A 19236-nucleotide genomic window follows, 5' to 3' on the forward strand; every position below is an offset into this window, starting at 1 on the left:
CATGGCCCGCCCCGAGGTGCCCTCCCCCGCTACGCCCTCTTCTGCCGATGAACTGACCCTGGTCATCGCCACTTTCAACCGTTCCGGATATTTGCGCGGACTGCTGGATTCCGTGGCCGCCCTGGAACCGGCACCGGAGCGGATTGTCGTGGTGGACAACGCCAGCACCGATGACACCCAGGCCGTCATCACCGCAGCTGCCTCCCGGCTCGCCATCCCGCTAATCAACGTGCGGCTGCCTGTCAACGCCGGCGGCGCCGGGGGATTCTCCGCCGGCGTAGAGCGTGCCCTCAGCGAAGGTGCGTCTTGGCTGTGGTTAATGGACGACGACGTCGTTGTCCTCCCGGGTGCCGTGACGGCGCTTCGCAAGTGGACCGGAACGTACGGGTGCATCCACGGCAGGCGTCTGGACGAGGCCGGCAACCCGTTCTTCTGGCAGCACCGGTTCCTCCCGTTCCTGGGTATCCATATTCCGGTCCGCGGCAATGTCTTCCGGGACAGCGCAGCTTTCACAACCAACGTGGGCTGCTTTGAGGGCATGCTGATTTCGGCTGATCTCGTGCGCCGCATCGGGCTTCCCGACGAGCGGTACTTCATCAACGGCGACGACGAGATCTACGGCTGGCTTGCCTCGCGCCTGACGGACGTGGTCTACGTCAATGACTTTGTGCTGCAGAAGGTCCGTCCGCAGAAGCAGATCGATCTGGGCATCCGGCATTTGAACGATTCAAGTGATCTCAGCCGCTTCTATTCCATGCGCAACCGCGGCCACACGGGCCAGTATCTGCGGGCGCACGGGCGGTACAACCGCCTTGGGTTTGCGCTGGGAACGCTGCTGACTGCCGGCAAGGAGATTCTGCGGCTGCTTGCCGTGGAGCACCGGGTTGCCGGGGCGCCGAGCCTGTGGCGCGGTTGGCGGGAAAGCCGGTTGATCCTGCACGATGGATCTTGGCAGCCCATGCCGCCGCTTGATCCGGCCCCGTCCAACGATCGGAAACACCAGGTTTGACGCACGACATTTCTCCGCACCATCCCGCAGTACAGAACTCCAGCGCGGCCGAGCCGACGACGTCGGCTGTTTGGGCCGTGCTCGGATCCTCCGGTTTTATCGGCAGCGCCGTATGCGAATCACTGCGTGCCGCCGGACTTACCGTGCGCGCCGTTGCAGCTCCCCGGCTCGAGTCAGCCGCCGAGGACGCAGCGGGGCTGCTTGAGGAAGCTTCCGCACTGGCTGCAGTGCGGACGGAACTCGCGGACGCCTTTGCCGGCGCGGACGTCATCATCAACGCGGCCGGCCTCGCCACGCCGGGAGGAACAGACTCCCCCGCGCTCCGCGGGGCCAATGCGCTGCTGCCGCTGGTTGTTGCCGATGCTGCAGACGCGGCCGGAGTTCGCCGCTTCGTCCACCTGAGCAGCGCCGCCGTGCAGGGACACCGTCCGTTCCTGGACGAAACCAGCTACGTCCAGCCGTTTTCCGCCTATTCCCGGTCCAAGGCCCTGGGCGAACGCGGTCTGGCGGCACGGTCTGCCGGTGCCTGCGGCGTCGTGACCATCCGGGCCACCTCTGTTCAGGGACCGCAGCGGCCCACAACGGTCAGTCTTGCCCGTTTGGCCGCCTCTCCGCTCGCCACCGTCGCGGGCGAGGGAACGGCGCCTTCCCCGGTCAGTTCAGTGGATTCACTTGTGCAGTTCATCCGCACCGTGGGACTGCACGCGGGCCGTGTTCCCGCCGTCGTCCTGCAGCCGTGGGAGCATGCCACGGTGGCAGGAGTGCTGGAGGCGGCGGGCGGCCGGAAGCCGCTGCGGCTGCCTCAATGGCTGTGCCGCAGCGCGCTCTGGAGCGGCTACCGGCTCTCTGCCCTCGCGGGCGAGCGGCTGCACGGTCCCCTGCGCCGCCTGGAAATGATGTGGTTCGGCCAGCGGCAGGTTCCCGGCTGGGCCGAAGCGAGCGGCAACGTTCCCGAGCCCCGGGTGCAGGAAGTCCTGCGCTCTGTGCAGGTCCGGGAACCGGCAAACCACTAGCCCGCCGGCTCCCGGCTCCCGCCGCACGGCAACCGGCCCCCAGCCGCCCGCATCCCGCCGAGTGCAGCGGTCATGCGCCTTAGGCTGCGTCTGCTGACTGCCCCTGAACTCCCGGCACGACTTCCTGCAACCGTTCCAGGCTGATGGCGCCCTGCCGGACCACGCGCAGGGTGTCGGATGTGGCATCGACGATGGTTGACGGCACTCCGGCCTCACCGTGTTCCGGCCGGGGGCCGGCCTCCAGATAAACCTCCACGGACTCGGCCAGCTGCTCGCGGGCCTGCGCGGCAGTCTGAGCTGCAGGGTTGCCGGTGCGGTTAGCCGATGAGACTGCCAGCGGCCCGGTGAGGTTCAGCAGTTCCAGCGCAATGGGGTCATCGGGCATCCGCAGCGCAACAGTGCCCATGGTGTCGCCGAGGTCCCAGGTCAGCGAGGGCTGTGCATGGAAAATCAACGTCAGCCCGCCGGGCCAGAAGGCCTGGGCCAGCGCCCGCGCGTCCTCGGAAACATCCACTGCCAGCCCGTCCATGGTCTGCATCCTCGGAATCAGCACGGGCGGCGGCATGGACCGGCCCCGGCCTTTCGATGCCAGCAGGGTAGCCACGGCCTGGGGTGAAAAGGCGTCTGCCCCGATGCCGTACACGGTGTCGGTTGGCAGGACCACGCACTGCTTGGCGGCCACAGCCTGCTGGGCCTTTGCCAGGCCCTCGCTTCGGCTCTGCGGATCAGTGCAGTCGTAAGTGGTAGTCACGGGTTTCCTTGTTTCCTTGGGATCAGTACATCTGGTTGATGTTGGGGGTCAGTGGGTTTCAGCCGGGGACGAAGTCCGCACGGCGGAGGTGGCCCGCGGACGTCCGTTTAGATCAGTGTGCGTGGCAACGCCGCGCCAGCAGGCTTCGGCCGACAGCAGCGCAGCAATCCGCTCGGCCTGGACTTCGGCGTGTTCCATGACAAAGTAACCGTCCGGAATCAGCAGCCGGGCAGCGGTGGCGGCAGCCGCCAGCGGCAGTTCAAGTCCGTCCTGCCCGCCGCCGTAAAGTGCCATGGCCGGATCATGCTCGGCGGCTTCCGGTTCATTGGGTACAGCATCGGCGGGGACGTACGGCGGGTTGGACACCACCACGTCAAAGCTGCCGTTTTCATCCGCCAGAGCGGTCCGCAGGTCCGCATGCAGGAGGCGGACTCCCAGCGGTTCGAGGTTTTGGCTCGCCCAGGCCAGGGCCAGCGGGCTCAGCTCGACGGCGGATACCTCAGCATCCGGAACTTCGGTGGCCAGGGCGGCGGCAATGGCACCGGAACCGGTGCCAAGGTCCACTGCCCGAACCGCAGGCTTCCCGGCAGCAAGAACGGCACGGGCATGGTCGATGGCCAGCTGGGCCACCGTTTCCGTCTCGGGCCGGGGGACGAAGACCCCGGGCCCGACCTTCAGCTCGAGGTAGCGGAAGGACGCGGAACCCGTCAGGTGCTGCAGCGGCACGCGGGAGGCCCGCTCGGCCACCAGCTCGGCATATCCTGCCGGGACCGGTGCATCGGTGAAGGCCAGCGCCTTCACCCTGCCGCGGGACTCCCCCAGCACATGTGCGGCCAGCAGTTCGGCGTCCACGGCCGGAGTGGGCACCCCGGCTGCGGCCAGAGTGGCTGTTGCCTCACGCAAAGCCGCTGCCAGGGTGGTGGATTCCATCGGCTTACTTAGTTCTCGTCACCGATGGCGTCCAGGCGGGCCTGTTCATCCATTTCGATGGCAGCCTGCACCACGGCCTCCAGCTCGCCGTTCAGGACGGTGTCCAGGTTGTACGCCTTGTAGCCGGTGCGGTGATCCACGATCCGGTTTTCCGGGTAGTTGTACGTGCGGATGCGCTCGGAACGGTCCATGGTGCGGATCTGCGACTTGCGGATGTCCGAGTTGGCGGCGTCGATCTTTTCCTGCTCGTGGGCCAGGATGCGGGAACGGAGCACGCGCATGGCGGCTTCGCGGTTCTGCAGCTGCGATTTCTCGTTCTGCATGGCCACCACAATTCCGGTGGGAAGGTGGGTGATGCGCACGGCGGAGTCGGTGGTGTTCACGGACTGTCCGCCGGGGCCGGAGGAACGGTAGACGTCGATCTTCAGGTCGTTCTGGTTGATCTCGACTTCTTCGGGCTCGTCCACTTCGGGCAGCACCAGCACGCCTGCCGCCGAGGTGTGGATGCGGCCCTGGGATTCGGTGACCGGGACACGCTGGACGCGGTGCACGCCGCCCTCGTACTTCAGGCGGGCGTAGACGCCCTCGGCCGGGTCATTGGAGTTGCCCTTGATGGCCATGGAGACATCCTTGTAGCCGCCCAGATCGGACTCGGTGGCGGAGATGATCTCGGTGCGCCAGCCGCGGTGCTCGGCATAACGGGTGTACATGCGCAGCAGGTCACCGGCGAACAGTGCTGCTTCATCGCCGCCTTCACCGCCCTTGACCTCGATGATGACGTCGCGGCCGTCATTGGGGTCGCGCGGAATCAGCAGGCGGCGCAGGGTTTCCTGTGCCTCATCCAGCTGTTCCTTCAGCACGGGAACCTCGGCGGCGAATTCCGGATCCTCCGCTGCCATTTCAGACGCTGCGGCGAGGTCGTCCTCGAGGGCGTGCCACTTGTTGTAGGCGTCCACGATGCGGCTGAGCTCGGCATAACGCCGCCCGAGCCGCCGGGCCAGGCCCTGATCCGCATGCACTGCGGGATCGGAAAGCCGCAGCTGCAGCTCTGCGTGCTCATCCAACAGACCCTGTATGGACTCAAACATCTTTTACATTCCTCTTTCGATGGTTGGAACCGGCCCAAAGCGGACGGTTCCATGGCAATTTCACGGCGGAGATTTTCGACTGCCCAACAGCAGTTTATCCGTGCCCGGCCTCCGGACCTGTGCCTGAACTCCGGGACCTGCGCGTTAACTGCCAAGCCGCCCAGACTCCGGTCCGTCCGCGGAAGGCGGAGGCCGGAATATGAGCGGCTTGGTAAGGCAGCTAGTTGTCCTTGGTGCCCAGGGTGGTCTGCTGGACCTGCATCAGGAACTCAACGTTGGACTGCGTCTCACGGATCTTTCCGGTGAGCAGTTCCAGAGCCTGCTGGGTGTCCAGACCGGACAGGACGCGGCGCAGCTTCCACATGATCTTGACTTCATCAGGGGAAAGCAGGTTCTCTTCGCGGCGGGTACCGGACGCGTTGACGTCCACGGCCGGGAAGATGCGCTTGTCCGCGAGGTTGCGGGACAGGCGCAGTTCCATGTTGCCGGTGCCCTTGAATTCCTCGAAGATCACCTCGTCCATCTTGGATCCGGTTTCCACCAGGGCCGTGGCCAGGATGGTCAGCGAACCGCCGTTTTCGATGTTGCGGGCAGCACCGAAGAAACGCTTGGGCGGGTACAGCGCCGAGGAGTCGACACCGCCGGACAGGATACGGCCCGACGCCGGAGCGGCCAGGTTGTAGGCACGGCCCAGGCGGGTCATGGAGTCCAGGAGGACGACGACGTCGTTGCCCATTTCCACGAGGCGCTTGGCCCGCTCGATGGCGAGTTCGGCAACCGTGGTGTGGTCATCGGCGGGACGGTCGAAGGTGGAGGCAATAACCTCGCCCTTCACCGTGCGCTGCATGTCCGTGACTTCTTCGGGACGCTCGTCCACGAGAACCATCATGAGGTGGACCTCAGGATTGTTGATCGTGATGGCGTTGGCGATTGCCTGCAGGATGAGGGTCTTACCGGCCTTCGGCGGGGAGACGATCAGGCCGCGCTGGCCCTTGCCGATCGGAGCCACGAGGTCGATGACACGCGGGCCGATCACCTTGGCGGAGGTCTCCAGGCGCAGGCGCTCGGAGGGGTACAGGGGAACCAGCTTGGAGAACTCCACGCGGTCCTTGTTGTCCTCGGCGGGCTTGCCGTTGACCGAGGTCAGGCGAACCAGTGCGTTGAACTTCTGACGCTGGTTGCCGCCCTGGTTCTCGCCTTCGCGCGGTGCGCGGATGGCACCGACGACGGCGTCACCCTTGCGCAGGTTGTACTTCTTGACCTGGGCCAGGGACACGTAGACGTCGTTCGGGCCCGGCAGGTAACCGGAGGTGCGGACAAACGCGTAGTTCTCCAGGACGTCCAGGATGCCGGCTACGGGCAGCAGGACGTCGTCGTCAGTGACCTCGACGTCGTCGACGTCCGGGTTCTGGTTCCGGTTGCGGCGGCGCTCGTTGCGGTCGCGGAAACGGTCGTTCCGGTCGCTGCGATCGTTGCGGTCATTCCGGTCGTTGCGGTTGCGGTTGCGGCGGTTGCGCCCGCGTCCGTTCTCCTCATTGTCATTGTCGCGGCTGTCGCTGCGATTGTTGTCACGGTTGTCACTGCGGCTGTTGTCGCGCTCATTCCGGTCGCCGCGGTTGTTGTTCTCGCGCTCATTCCGATCGCCGCGGTTGTTGTTCTCGCGCTCATTCCGGTCGCCGCGGTTGTTCTCGCGCTCATTCCGGTCGCCGCGGTTGTTCTCGCGGTTATTGTCACGCTTGTTCTCACGGCTGTCGCTGCGGTTGTTCTCGCGGCGGTCCTCAGAGGCGCTGTTGTTCGCCGGGGCGCCCGCACCGTTCTCTGCGGCATTGGACGGCGCAGAATCGGCATTCGGCTGCTCGGCCTTGCTGTTGTCGGCACGGCCGTTCTCGGAGGTGCCGTCGCTGTCCGCACGGCGGCTGCGTGAACGGCGGTTGCTGCGCTCGCGCTGCGGCTGCTCTTCGCGCGGAGTCTCCTCGCGGGAGTTTTCCTCCCGCGGAGCCTCAGCCTGTGCGGGCTCAGCTGCGGTCCGGGCGGGTGCCTCGGCGGCAGGCGCAGTGACTACTCCGTCACTGGCAGCGCGGCGGTTGCGGTTGCGGGTCCGCGCCGGACGCTCGGGGGCTGCCTGCTCTGCGGCCGGGGCCTCAGCGGCAGCCGGGGCTGCGGAACCTGCTGTGGCAACGTCGGCCTGCGCAGTCTCGGTCTTGGCACCGCGGACCGGCCGGTCGGCAACTGCGCCGCCCCGCTGGTGGTTGGAGATCGCAGTTACGAGATCTCCCTTGCGCATGCGGGATCCGCCGGTAATGCCCAGCTGGCCGGCAAGCGCCTGAAGCTGGGCGAGCTTAAGGCCAGCCAGTCCGGAGCTTTTTGAAGTCGCTTCGCCGTTGGTTCCGGCGGTAGCTGAGTCCACACCTGTTGTCAGGTCAGTGGTATCGGTCACGAAGGATCCTTCCCCCTCGTCGGGCGGTCCGGCGCAGTGCCGGCCGCGGATGATTTGATCCTGGTCCCCCTATGGTCAGACATGGGGGGCAGGGTTCGCCGGTTCCGGCAAGAGCCGGGCAACGGCGAATCTACTGGGTGCCTCTTGGAAAGAAATCCACAGGAGTTTGGTCAGCTTTGCTGCCGAACTACGCGGCATTCAAGGGAACTGACCTTTTCTTGGCAGTACCCGAAGGCTGCACCGGGGATTGCGCTTCCGCAGTTGAATAAGAGTATTCAAACACGATGCTTGGACAGTATGCCCCTGACAGCGAGTTTTCAACAAATACTCAGTGCGGTCCAAGTATGGACGGCCTGGATGCGGGAGCACAAATGACGGTTAGTACCGCTGGTGCTCTTCCACTCTAGCACCATCACGATCAACACTCAGCCGCAAAACACGCCACAAATGAGCAGTTTTAGCGTCCGCAAGATGCCGGCCAATCAGATGCTCGGCCCGCTGTGCCTGGTCCTCGCCGTTGGCCAGAGCCATGACCGTGGGGCCCGCACCGGAAATGACCGCGGCGATGCCGTGTTCACGCAGGTGCCGCATCAGTGCCGCGCTGGGCTCCATGGCCGAAGCGCGGTAATCCTGATGCAGGAAATCCACTGTTCCCGCCGGCAGCAGGGAGGGTTCCGCGGCGAGGGCATGAATCAGCAGGGCAGCCCGTCCCGAGTTGGCAGCGGCGGCCGGATGCGGGACCTGCGCGGGAAGCAGCCCGCGGGCACTCTCAGTGGAGAGTTCAGTGGCCGGGACCGCAGCAACGGGGATGATGTCGCCGTGCACCGGTGCGCTGACAGAGCGGAAGATCCCCTCTTCTTCCCAGGAAATCGCCAGCCCGCCGGCCAGCGCCGGGGCCACATTGTCCGGGTGGCCTTCCAACCGGGAACACAGGTCCAGCAGCGCCGCTGCATCCAGCCGGTGCTCCCGAGGCAGCAGGGTGTTGCCGGCCAGCACGCCGGAAACGATGGCCGACGCCGAAGAGCCCAGCCCCCGGCCGTGGGGGATGACGTTCTCCGCGTCCAGCTGCAGCCCGGGCAGGGAGAACCCTGCGGACTCCACGGTTTCCCTGATGGTCCGGACCACCAGGTGCGTATCATCGGTCGGCAGCGTTCCGGCGCCCTCGCCAGTGATGCGCACCGTAGTGCCCGGCTCCCCGGACGTGCGCACCCGCACGGTGTCATACAGGCCAACAGCCAGGCCCAGGCTGTCAAAGCCCGGGCCCAGGTTGGCGCTGGTGGCAGGAACCCGCACGGTCACGTCCTGGCCGGCGGCCACCGCTCCGGTCACCGCTCCCGACGCAGGCACTGACGCAGCGCGGGACAGGGCAGCGGAATCACTCGCACGCATATCTGTTAGCCCGCAGCCTGTGCTTCCAGCCCCAGCGCGGCGGCAACGGACACGACGTCGAACTCCACCTTGGTGGGTTCAACCTCGGAACCGTCGGCCGTGCGCAGGGCCCACTGCGGGTCCTTCAGGCCGTGGCCGGTGACGGTGATGACAATCTTCTTGCCCGTGGGTGCCTCGCCGGCGGCGTGCTTCTTGAGCAGTCCGGCCACGCCTGCGGCGGAGGCCGGCTCCACAAAGACGCCTTCCCGGGAAGACAGCCAGCGGTGCGCTTCGAGAATTTCGGTGTCCGTCACGGCTTCGATCAGCCCGCCGGACTCGTCGCGGGCAGCAATGGCCTGCTCCCATGAGGCAGGGTTGCCAATACGGATGGCGGTGGCAATGGTGTCCGGATCCGTCACCGGATGACCCTTTACCAGTGGTGATGCACCCTCAGCCTGGAAGCCCCACATCACGGGAGTCTTCGTGGCCACCGGTGCCAGTTCCTCGCCCGCGACGTTGGTGTAAGGCTCGGAGTATTCCCGGTAGCCCTTCCAGTACGCGGTGATGTTACCGGCGTTGCCCACCGGCAGCAGGTGGTAATCGGGGGCATCGCCGAGGTAGTCCACCACTTCGAAGGCAGCGGTCTTCTGTCCTTCGATGCGGGCGGGGTTTACGGAGTTCACCAGGAATACCGGGTAGGCCTCGGCGAGCTTGCGGGCCACATCCAGGCAGTTGTCGAAGTTGCCGTTGACCTGCAGCAGTTCAGCGCCGTGGGCAATGGCCTGGCTGAGCTTGCCCATAGAGATCTTGCCGTCCGGAACCAGCACGGCGCAGGTGATGCCGGCCTGCGTGGCGTACGCGGCGGCCGAGGCGGAGGTGTTGCCGGTGGAGGCGCAGACCACGGCCTTGGCACCGGATTCGACGGCGGCCGTCATGGCCATCGTCATCCCGCGGTCCTTGAAGGAACCCGTGGGGTTCATGCCCTCGACCTTGAGGTAAACCTCATTGCCGGTCAGTTCGGAGAGGGCCTTCGCTTTCACCAGCGGAGTGCCGCCCTCACCGAGGGTGATGATCTCGGTGCTCTCGGTTACGGGAAGACGATCGGCGTATTCGGCGATGACGCCGCGCCATTGATGAGCCACGGTATTAGACCCCTTCTACCCGCAGGACGGATGTGACTGAATTGATGATGTCCAGGCCCTTAATGGCCTCGACGGTGGCTGCCAGCGCAGCTTCGGATGCCCGGTGCGTAACGAAACGCAGCTCGGCGGACGAGGCCGTGCCGTCAGCATGGATGGTCTGGCGCATGGTTTCGATGGACACGCCGTGCTCGGCGAAGACCTGCGCCACCGCAGCCAGGACGCCCGGCTGGTCGGTGACCTGCAGGCCGATGCTGTAGCTGGTGGTGACCTTGGCGAACGGCAGAGCCGGTACGGAGCCGGTGGGCGTTTCAGCGCCGAGCGGTCCACCCAGGACCAGACGGCGGGCGGTGGAGACGACGTCGCCCATCACAGCCGACGCGGTGGGGGCGCCGCCGGCGCCCTGGCCGTAGAACATGAGCTCGCCGGCGTTTTCGGCTTCCACGAACACTGCGTTGAAGGCACCGTGCACGGCGGCCAGCGGGTGGGTTCGCGGCAGCAGGGTGGGGTGCACGCGGACGCTGACGCCGGGTTCGCCGTCGTTGTCCAGCTTTTCCGCGATGGCCAGCAGCTTGATGACGAAGCCGGCGTCCTTCGCCGCGGCGATGTCATCGGCGGTGACGGAGGAGATGCCCTCGCAGGAGACGTTGGCCAGGTCGAAGTTGGTGTGGAAGGCCAGCGAGGCGAGGATGGCGCCCTTTGACGCAGCGTCATGGCCCTCGACGTCGGCGGTGGGATCGGCTTCGGCGTATCCGAGGCGCTGGGCGTCAGCCAGGGCATCGGCGAACTGGGCGCCGGTGCTGTCCATGGCGTCCAGGATGTAGTTGGTGGTGCCGTTGACGATGCCCATGACCTTGGTGATCCGGTCACCGGAAAGGCTGTCCCGGATGGGGCGCAGGATGGGAATGGCTCCGGCGACGGCGGCTTCATAGGCCAGCCGCACGCCGGCTGCGTCGGCCTTTTCGAACAGTGCGGCGCCGTCGGCAGCGAGCAGGGCCTTGTTGCCGGTGACCACGGAGGCGCCGTGTCCGATGGCGTGCAGCATCAGCGTGCGGGCCGGCTCCATGCCGCCCATCAGTTCGATGACGATGTCCGCGCCCTCCACCAGCTTTTCGGCGTCGGTGGTGAACAGGTTCCGCGGCAGGTCCGTGTCGCGCGGCGCGTCCGGATTGCGCACGGCGATGCCGGTCAGTTCCAGCCGGGCACCGGTGCGTGAGGCCAGGTCTTCGGCGTCGTCAAGGAGGATCCGGGCAACCTGCGAGCCAACGTTTCCGCAGCCCAACAGGGCAACTTTGAGGGTCTTCATGGTGCGTGCCTACTCCTTCAGCGATTCGGGCGGTCGGACGCCGGCGTGTCAACGTCCCGGGCCAACAGGTCTTCTTCGGTTTCTCCGCGGATAATCAGCCGTGCGGCACCGTTTGATACGGCAACCACGGGCGGACGGGCAATGTAGTTGTAGTTGCTGGACAGGGCCCAGCAGTACGCGCCCGTTCCCGGAACGGCCAGCAGATCGCCGTCACCGGTGTCCGCCGGAAGATAGACGTCCCGAACCACTATGTCCCCGCTCTCGCAGTGTTTGCCAACTACGCGTGACATAACGGCGTCATCTTCGGACGTCCTGGAGGCAAGCACTGCCGAATAGTCGGCGTCGTACAGCACGGGGCGGGCGTTGTCGCTCATGCCGCCGTCCACTGAAACGTACCGGCGTTCGGCGGTCCCGCCGTCGGCCGTGTCCACGCGGACCGTCTTGACGGTGCCGGCGCGGTACAGGGTGAAGGTGGTGGGGCCAGCAATGGCACGGCCGGGCTCAATAGAGATCCGCGGCACGGCCAGGCCCAGCTCGGTGCAGGTGGTGCCGACGACGGCGGCCATCGCCTGCGCAATTTCAGCCGGCGGACGCGGGGTGTCGGCTTCGGTGTAGGCAATGCCGTAGCCGCCGCCGAGGTCCAGCTCCGGCAGTTCGACGCCGTGGGCTGCCTTGATGTCCGCCAGGAAGCCGAGAAGCCGCTTGGCGGCCAGCTCGAAGCCCTCCGGCTCAAAGATCTGCGAACCGATGTGGCAGTGCAGGCCCAGCAGCCGGATGCCCTTGGCTTCCAGCGCAGCGGCCACAGCGGCAGCGGCCGGAGATACGCCGCCGGCAGCCGGATCCGGTGCCATGGAAAGGCCGAACTTCTGGTCCTCATGGGCCGTGGCAATGAACTCATGCGTGTGCGCATGCACTCCGGGCGTCAGCCGCAGCATCACGTTGGCCTGTTCGCCGCGGGACACCGCGAGGGCGTCCAGACGGTGCAGCTCGGCCATGCTGTCCACGACAATCCGGCCCAGGCCCATGTCCAGGGCCCGGGTCAGCTCGGCGTCTGACTTGTTGTTTCCGTGCAGGCCCAATTCAGTGCCCGGGATCCCGGCGCGAAGGGCAACGGCCAGCTCACCGCCGGAGCAGGTGTCCAGACGCAGGCCTTCTTCACGCACCCAGCGGGCCACGGCGGTGCAGAGAAACGCCTTGCCCGCATAGTAGACGTCCACTCCCCCGCACAGGTCGGCAAAGGCGGCGTCGAAGGAGTCCTTGAAGTCCCTGGCGCGGGCGCGGAAGTCCGCTTCGGAGACCACGAACAGCGGCGTGCCGAACTCCCGTGCCAGGGCGGAGACGGACACTCCCGCCACTTCCAGTTCGCCGCTGGCGCCGCGGCTGACGTCGCGGGCCCACATTTGCGGGCGCAGCGCATTGGCGTCCGCCGGGTGGCTGAGCCATTCGGGGGCGAGCGGGGAAACAGTCATGAATTACATCCGTTCCGGTGCGGAGACTCCCAGCAGGCCCAGGCCGTTGGCCAGGACCTGGCGGGTGGCAAGGTTCAGCCACAGGCGGGTGCGGTTCACATCGGTGATTTCCTCGTCGCCCTGGGGGGCGATCCGGCAGGCGTCGTACCAGCGGTGGTAGGTGCCGGCGATGACTTCCAGGTGGCGGGCCACGCGGTGCGGTTCGCGGAAGGCGCTCGCCTGCGCGACGACGCCGGGGTACTGTCCCAGCGCGGCCAGCAGTTCACCTTCGGTGGGGTGGGTCAGCAGCGACGCGTCGAACCCTGAATCGTCCACGCCGGCGGCCTCGGCGTTGCGGGCCAGGGCGTAGGTGCGGGCGTGGGCGTACTGAACGTAGAACACCGGGTTCTCGTTGCTGCGCTTGGTCAGCAGGTCCAGGTCAATGTCAATGTTGGAGTCGGCGGAGAAACGGGCCAGCGTGTAGCGGGCAGCATCCACGCCCACGGCGTCCACGAGGTCCTCGAGGGTGACCACGGTGCCGTTGCGCTTGGACATGCGCACGGGCTTGCCGTCCTTGACCAGGTTCACCATCTGGCCGATCAGCACCTCAACGCACTCCGGGTCGTGCCCCAGGGCGGCGGCAGCGGCCTTGAGCCGGGCCACATAGCCGTGGTGGTCGGCGCCGAGCATGTAGAAGTTCAGGTCAAAGCCGCGGTCGCGCTTGTTCTGGATGTAAGCGATATCCCCGGCGATATAGGCGGCGTTGCCGTCGGACTTGATGACCACGCGGTCCTTGTCATCGCCGAACTCGGAAGAGTTCAGCCACCAGGCGCCGTCCTTTTCGTACAGGTTCTTGGAGCCCTTGAGCTGTTCCAGGAGCTTGTCCACCTGGCCGTTTTCGTGCAGGGAATCCTCATGGAAGAAGACGTCAAAGTCCACGCCGAAGTTGTGCAGGGATTCCTTGATGTCGGCAAACATAAAGTCGACTCCGGCGGCCCGGAAGTGTTCCTGCGCTTCGGCGTCGGGCAGTTCCATGATGTCCGGTTCAGCGGCCAGGATGCGGTTGGCGATGTCCTCGATGTAACCGCCGGCGTAGCCGTCTTCGGGAGCCGGCTCGCCCTTGGCCGAGGCCAGCAGGGACCGGGCGAAGCGGTCAATCTGCGCACCGTGGTCATTGAAGTAGTACTCGCGGGTGACTTCGGCGCCCTGGGAGGAGAAGATCCGGGCCAGGGCGTCGCCGACGGCGGCCCAGCGGGTTCCGCCCAGGTGGATGGGCCCGGTGGGGTTGGCGGAGACGAACTCCAGGTTGATCCGGGTGCCCTTGAGGACTTCCGAGGTGCCGTAGGACTCGCCGGCATCAACAATGGTCTTGACCAGCTCACCGGCGGCACCGGCGTCGAGCGTAATGTTCAGGAAGCCGGGCCCGGCAATGTCCACCTTCGCGACGCCGTCGATCTTTTCGAGGCGTCCCTTGAGGATTTCCGCGAACTGGCGGGGATTCATTCCGGCCTGCTTGGAAAGCTGCAGGGCGATGTTGGTGGCCCAGTCGCCGTGGTCGCGGTTCTTCGGACGCTCCACGCGCACCTCCCGGGGCACGTCGATGCTGAAATCACCGGCATCGATGGCGTCTTGGAGGCAGGCAGTTACGGCGGAGGAAAGTTCTTCAGGAGTCACCGGTTAAGCATAGCCTCCGGGCAGGTGCCGGTCCGCGAACTGTGACGACGCCGCGGATTGCCCCGGCTGTCCCCGGGTCCGCCCGGTGGGCAAATCAACACCCCGCGCACAGGCGAAGCGCAACCGAATACGTTGTAATGGATAGGGATCCCGCCTCCAAGGAGAGAAATTGACCCCCTCACACAAGACCATGCTGTTCGCCGCCGCTTCCCTGACCCTGGCCTCTGCCGCCTGCGCACCGGCGGCCGACGACGGCGCCTCCGCCGACCCGGAATCTGCACCCCCGGCTGCCGGATCAGCCGTCCGGACCGGCAACTACGCCGACGGGGAATACTCCGCGCAGGGCAGCTACATTCCCCCGTCCAACCAAACCGAGGAAGTGGACGTGACCCTGACGCTGGAAGGCAATGTGGTCACCTCCCTGGACGTTCAAACGTCCGGCAACAACCCCACATCCAAGCAGTACCAGCGCGAATTCACCTCCGGCATCCAGGAACAGGTCGTGGGCAAAAACCTTGATGAGCTTGACGTGGACAAGGTTGCCGGCTCGTCCCTGACCAGCTCCGGTTTCAACAAGGCGCTGGACGCCATCCGGACGGAAGCCGCGAGCTGACGCTTCCATGCCGGATTTCAGCTTCGAGGCCATCGGCACCGCCTGGACCGTGAGCACCGCCGCCCCGGTGACTGAGCAGGAACGGGCAGCCGTCACGGAGCTGGTGGACTCCTATGACCGGACCTACTCGCGTTTCCGGCAGGACTCGGTCATCGCACCGCTTGCCGCATCGCCGGGAACCGTGGACCTTCCGGTGTCCGCCGCACCGCTGCTTTCCCTCTTCGATACCCTGAACCGGCTCAGCGGGGGCGCCGTGAATCCTTTGGTGGGCTCGTCGCTGGAGAAGCTCGGCTACGACGCGGCGTACTCGTTTGCCGCCGCGGCCCCCTCCCCGGCACCGGACTGGGCGGCCTCGGCGTCCTGGCAGGTGCTTGGTGACCGGACCGTGCTGAGCACCTCGGTGCCGGTGACTTTCGACATTGGTGCCGCGGGAAAGGGACAGCTTGTTGACCTGGTCTTTGAACTGCTGCGCGCGGCGGGGCACCTTGAGCTGACAGTGGACGCCGGTTCCGACCTGAGGCACAGTGGCCCCCGTGCCCTGCGGGTGGCCCTGGAACACCCGTATGACACCACGCAGGCCATCGGCGTGCTTCCGCTGCAAAACCGCGCGCTGTGCGCCTCGGCGTCCAACCGCCGGCAATGGGGAGACGGGCTGCACCATATTGTTGATGCAGGGACCGGCCGTCCCGTGGAGACGGTGGCAGCCGCCTGGGTGCTGGCGGATAACGCCATGACCGCCGACGGGCTGGCCACCGCACTGTTTTTCACCGACCCCGGCACGCTCGCCGAAGAATTCGCCTTTGACTATGTGCGGATGTTTTCGGACGGGCGGGCCACTTTCTCAGATGCCATGGCTGGAGTTCTTTTTTCATGAGTCTTTCCCTGTCCGCCGCGTCCCGCAGGCTGGACGCTTTCGCCGGCCGCTGGACGATGTACCGGCTGACCACCCTGCTCCTGCTGGCGATGACGGCATGGTCCTTTGTGCTTTCCGCGGCGGGGCAGCTGTTCTACACCCCGGCCGAGCTCGCCGCCACCGCAGCCACCGCCGTCGTGTCCGCCCTGGTGGCCAGCCGGGTCATGGGACTGCTCTTCCGGACCCGCCCGCAGACCGACTCCTCCGTCATCACCGGGCTGTTGCTCTACTTCCTTTTCTGGCCCACCACCGAAGGATCCCAGCTGTTGACCGTGGCACTCGCGGCCGGGGCTGCCACGGCATCCAAGTACCTGCTGGTGTGGCACGGCCGGCACATCTTCAACCCCGCCGCTTTCGGAGCCGCAGTGTTGGCTGTGACGGGCCTCAACAGCGCCGTGTGGTGGGTTGCGGCTCCGCTGATGCTCGTAGTGGTCCTGCCCGCCGCGGCGCTGATCCTCTACCGCAACCGGCTGCTGCCGATGGCCGGCGTGTTCCTGCTGGCCTCGGGGGCGATCATCGTGGCACGGTTCCTGGCCGGCGGGGAACCGCTGACGACGGCGCTTGCCACCCTGATCGCTTCCTATCCGGTGCTGTTCTTTGCCGGCTTCATGCTGTCCGAGCCGCTGACCCTGCCGCCCCGGCGCGTCCAGCGCCTGCTGGAGGCCGCCGTCGTCGGCGTCCTGTTCGCCGTGCCGCTGAACCTTGGACTCGTATATATGTCCCCGGAGCTCGCCCTGCTCATCGGGAACCTGCTGGCCTTTGCCTTGGCACCGCGTGCAGGCATCAGACTGCGGCTGCGCGAAAACCGGGCCCTGACACCCACGGCAAGGGAGCTGGTGTTCGAGCCCCTGCGACCGCTGACGTTCCGGCCGGGACAGTACGTGGAGCTGAGCCTGCCCCATGCCAGCCCCGATGCCCGCGGCGCCCGCCGCATCTTCAGCCTCACCACGGCGCCCGAAAAGCCGGACACAGTGGCCGTGGGACTGCGTGCCACAGAACCGTACAGCTCCTTCAAGTCCACCCTCCTGAAGCTGAAGCCGGGGGCCGTAATTTCCGGAACCACGGTGGCCGGGGACTTCCTGCTCCCCCGCGATCCAGGCGTTCCGCTGCTGCTGATGGCGTCCGGCGTCGGCATCACGCCGTTCATGAGCCAGCTGCGTTCCCTTGCTGCCCGCGGGAGTTCCGGGGAGAGCACCGGGGGATCCCTCGGACGCGACGTGGTCCTCGTCTATGCGGCGTCCTCGGTGGAGGAGCTGGCGTATGCGGCGGAACTGCACGGGATGGGAATCCGCGTTTTGGTCTGCACGCCCACCGATCCGCAGATCAACGGATGGACCTGGCTGGGACCGGAACTGCCCAATGCGCAGGAACTCGCCCAAGAGGTTCCGGACGCTGCCCGGCGTGCGGCGTACGTGTCCGGATCGCCGTCGGCTGTTGCCGCTGCCCGTGCCGCGGTCCGCGGTGCCGGCGCCCGTTCCGTAAAGACGGACGCCTTCCTGGGCTATTGATTTCCGCCGCGTTTTCACACGGCGCGCCGGACCTGCTAAGCTTCTTGAGTCCCACAGGACCTGCCGGTTTACCGGTGTCCTTGCCCTCGTAGCTCAGGGGATAGAGCGGTTGCCTCCGGAGCAACAGGCCGTAGGTTCGAATCCTATCGAGGGCACATTGAGACACGAAAGGACCCCGCACAAGTTGCGGGGTCCTTTTGCGTTACGGATCAACCCCGGCTCACGCTGCCCGCTGTGAGGGGGCTCCTGCTGCCGAGATGACACGGCAACCGCGGGCAGCCCAAGTATTTCCTCTCGCGTCCCGGCGAAAAACTTCCGAAAAACCCTTGCGCAAGGCGGTCTGGTCAGCGGTAGGGTGTGGCACATACCAACCGGTCGGTTCCTTCACTGAGGGAGCGTCCCGACCGGGCAAGACACCACCGCCACGAGAAACACGGATCACCGCCCCATGAAGACCCTGAACATCAAAGAACAGCTGGCCCGCGTTTCCGTGGACCTCTTCGCCACGCAAGGCTATGCCAAAACCAGCGTCCAGCAGATTGTTGACGCGGCCGGAGTCACCAAGGGCGCCCTCTACCATTACTTCGATTCCAAGGACGATCTGCTCTTCGACATCTATGACCGCATCCTTACACTTCAGCACCGCAATCTCGAAGAAATCACGGCGCGGAATCTTCCGGTGGAGGAAACGGTCCGAATGGCGTGTGAAGACGTCCTCATTACTTCGATCGAATGGATCCGCGAAGGGGCCGTCTTCTTCCGTTCCCAGCACATGCTCAGTACGGATCGGCTGGAAGAAGTAAAGAGACGGCGCCGCAGCTACAGCGAAGTCTTCGGCGCCCTGATTGTCCGCGGCCAAGCCGAAGGTGTTTTCCGCAGCGACATCCCCACCGCCGTCCTGGTGGCCAATTTCTTCGCCAATCCGCACTATCTCTCGTATTGGTACCAGCCGGACGGACCCCTGACCAAACAGCAGGTCGCGAAGCAACTGACCGATTTGTACCTCGCCGGGCTCCGGCCTGCCACATCAGGAGGATCAGCACATTGAAAGCCTGGAACGTCGTCACCCTCGCCGAACCCCGTGACGCGATGCGCCTCACGGATCAGCCCTCCCCCACCGCCGCACCGGGCTCGCTGGTGTTGAAGACCCTTGCCGTGGCCCTGAACTTCCCTGATGTGCTGCTGTGCCGCGGGGAGTACCAGGAGAAGCCCGAGCTTCCCTTCGTCCCCGGCATCGAGCTGTGCGGCACCGTCACCGGAATCGGCGACGGCGTCACCGGCTTCCGGCTGGGCGACCGCGTGATTGCCACGCATCTGGGCGTCATGGCGGAGGAAGTGCAGGTTCCAGCCGCAACGGCCTTCCCTGCGCCCGGGTCCCTCTCCGACGCGGAAGCCGCCGCTTTGTGCATCGGCTACCAGACCGGCTACTTCGGACTGCACCGCCGGGCACGGATAGCGCCCGGCGAAACATTGCTGGTCCATGCGGCAGCAGGAGGCGTGGGAACGGCAGCCGTGCAGTTGGGCAAGGCTGCCGGCGCCACCGTGATCGGGGTGGTGGGCAACGAAGCCAAGCGCCGGATTGCCGAAAAGGCCGGAGCGGACATCGTGGTCAACCGCAGCACCGAAGATTTTGTCGACGCTGTCAAAGAGGCAACCGGGGGCCGCGGAGCCGACGTCATCTATGACCCGGTGGGCGGTGAAACGTTTGAACGTTCAACCCGTTGCATCGCTTTTGAAGGGCGGATCATCGTCGTCGGGTTCGCCGGCGGTACCCTGCAGACCGCCCGCATGAACCACGCTTTGGTCAAGAATTACTCACTCCTCGGACTCCACTGGGCGCTTTACACCAAGAAGGCCCCTGAACTGGTTGCCGAGGTCCATGAACAGCTCACGCTCCTGGCAGACAAGGGCTTGATCCGGCCCGTGGTCAGCGAAACCGTACCGTTCGACTCCGCTCCCGACGCCGTCCAGCGCCTGGGCGACGGCAAGACTGCAGGGCGGGTGGTGCTGACCCTGTAACTGAACACGCGCCAGCGTTC

At 66.0% G+C, this 19236-nt stretch carries 15 protein-coding genes, 1 tRNA gene and 1 pseudogene; 8 read left to right on the forward strand and 9 right to left on the reverse strand.

What is annotated here, in order from left to right:
* The first annotated feature begins 1 nt into the window (after position 1).
* Positions 2-1009 (forward strand): glycosyltransferase, encoded by a 1008-nt coding sequence (locus CXR00_RS00480; protein WP_104052462.1) that lies wholly within the window; start codon positions 2-4, stop codon positions 1007-1009.
* Entirely contained in the window at positions 1006-2022 is a 1017-nt protein-coding gene (locus tag CXR00_RS00485; protein ID WP_258060231.1) for an NAD(P)-dependent oxidoreductase, read from the forward strand. The genes CXR00_RS00480 and CXR00_RS00485 overlap by 4 nt, the downstream gene beginning before the upstream one ends.
* A gap of 100 nt (positions 2023-2122) precedes the next feature.
* Here the strand turns inward: CXR00_RS00485 and CXR00_RS00490 are convergent.
* The 9 genes and pseudogenes from CXR00_RS00490 to argS form a co-directional block, all read right to left on the reverse strand.
* Positions 2123-2773 (reverse strand): annotated as a pseudogene (locus CXR00_RS00490) (L-threonylcarbamoyladenylate synthase); the annotation flags it as partial.
* A 48-nt stretch (positions 2774-2821) separates the two neighbouring features.
* The gene (prmC, locus tag CXR00_RS00495; RefSeq protein WP_104052464.1) at positions 2822-3703 is read right to left on the reverse strand and encodes a peptide chain release factor N(5)-glutamine methyltransferase; all 882 of its coding nucleotides are present in this window, start codon (positions 3701-3703) and stop codon (positions 2822-2824) included.
* 8 nt (positions 3704-3711) lie between these two features.
* Entirely contained in the window at positions 3712-4791 is a 1080-nt protein-coding gene (prfA, locus tag CXR00_RS00500) for a peptide chain release factor 1 (protein ID WP_104052465.1), read from the reverse strand.
* A 220-nt stretch (positions 4792-5011) separates the two neighbouring features.
* Complete coding sequence (gene rho, locus CXR00_RS00505) at positions 5012-7228, reverse strand: transcription termination factor Rho (protein WP_104052466.1); 2217 nt, start codon at positions 7226-7228, stop codon at positions 5012-5014.
* A 378-nt stretch (positions 7229-7606) separates the two neighbouring features.
* On the reverse strand, positions 7607-8617 hold the full coding sequence (gene thrB, locus CXR00_RS00510; protein WP_104052467.1) for a homoserine kinase: 1011 nt from the start codon (positions 8615-8617) through the stop codon (positions 7607-7609).
* A 5-nt stretch (positions 8618-8622) separates the two neighbouring features.
* Positions 8623-9738, reverse strand: a complete 1116-nt coding sequence (gene thrC, locus CXR00_RS00515; protein ID WP_104052468.1) for a threonine synthase — start codon at positions 9736-9738, stop codon at positions 8623-8625.
* 4 nt (positions 9739-9742) lie between these two features.
* Positions 9743-11041 (reverse strand): homoserine dehydrogenase, encoded by a 1299-nt coding sequence (locus CXR00_RS00520; RefSeq protein ID WP_104052469.1) that lies wholly within the window; start codon positions 11039-11041, stop codon positions 9743-9745.
* A 17-nt stretch (positions 11042-11058) separates the two neighbouring features.
* Positions 11059-12510 carry a diaminopimelate decarboxylase gene (gene lysA / locus CXR00_RS00525; RefSeq protein WP_104052470.1) on the reverse strand — a complete coding sequence of 484 codons (1452 nt, stop codon included), beginning with the start codon at positions 12508-12510 and terminating at the stop codon, positions 11059-11061.
* A gap of 3 nt (positions 12511-12513) precedes the next feature.
* The gene (gene argS / locus CXR00_RS00530) at positions 12514-14163 is read right to left on the reverse strand and encodes an arginine--tRNA ligase (RefSeq protein WP_104052471.1); all 1650 of its coding nucleotides are present in this window, start codon (positions 14161-14163) and stop codon (positions 12514-12516) included.
* A gap of 169 nt (positions 14164-14332) precedes the next feature.
* On the opposite strand from argS, the gene CXR00_RS00535 reads away from it, so the two are divergent.
* The 6 genes from CXR00_RS00535 (at position 14333) to CXR00_RS00560 (ending at position 19216) form a co-directional block, all read left to right on the forward strand.
* The gene (locus CXR00_RS00535; RefSeq protein WP_237687158.1) at positions 14333-14776 is read left to right on the forward strand and encodes an FMN-binding protein; all 444 of its coding nucleotides are present in this window, start codon (positions 14333-14335) and stop codon (positions 14774-14776) included.
* A 7-nt stretch (positions 14777-14783) separates the two neighbouring features.
* The gene (locus tag CXR00_RS00540; RefSeq protein WP_104052473.1) at positions 14784-15650 is read left to right on the forward strand and encodes an FAD:protein FMN transferase; all 867 of its coding nucleotides are present in this window, start codon (positions 14784-14786) and stop codon (positions 15648-15650) included.
* Positions 15647-17197 (forward strand): FAD-dependent oxidoreductase, encoded by a 1551-nt coding sequence (locus CXR00_RS00545; protein ID WP_104052474.1) that lies wholly within the window; start codon positions 15647-15649, stop codon positions 17195-17197. Before CXR00_RS00540 ends, CXR00_RS00545 begins: the two co-directional genes overlap by 4 nt.
* Before the next feature lie 82 nt (positions 17198-17279).
* A tRNA-Arg gene (locus tag CXR00_RS00550) sits at positions 17280-17352 on the forward strand.
* Between the two features lie 293 nt (positions 17353-17645).
* Positions 17646-18245 (forward strand): TetR/AcrR family transcriptional regulator, encoded by a 600-nt coding sequence (locus CXR00_RS00555; protein WP_104052475.1) that lies wholly within the window; start codon positions 17646-17648, stop codon positions 18243-18245.
* Positions 18242-19216 carry an NADPH:quinone oxidoreductase family protein gene (locus CXR00_RS00560; protein WP_104052476.1) on the forward strand — a complete coding sequence of 325 codons (975 nt, stop codon included), beginning with the start codon at positions 18242-18244 and terminating at the stop codon, positions 19214-19216. Before CXR00_RS00555 ends, CXR00_RS00560 begins: the two co-directional genes overlap by 4 nt.
* Positions 19217-19236: the final 20 nt, after the last annotated feature.

The organism is Arthrobacter sp. 9E16 (assembly GCF_002929435.1).
GTDB lineage: Bacteria > Actinomycetota > Actinomycetes > Actinomycetales > Micrococcaceae > Arthrobacter_B > Arthrobacter_B sunyaminii.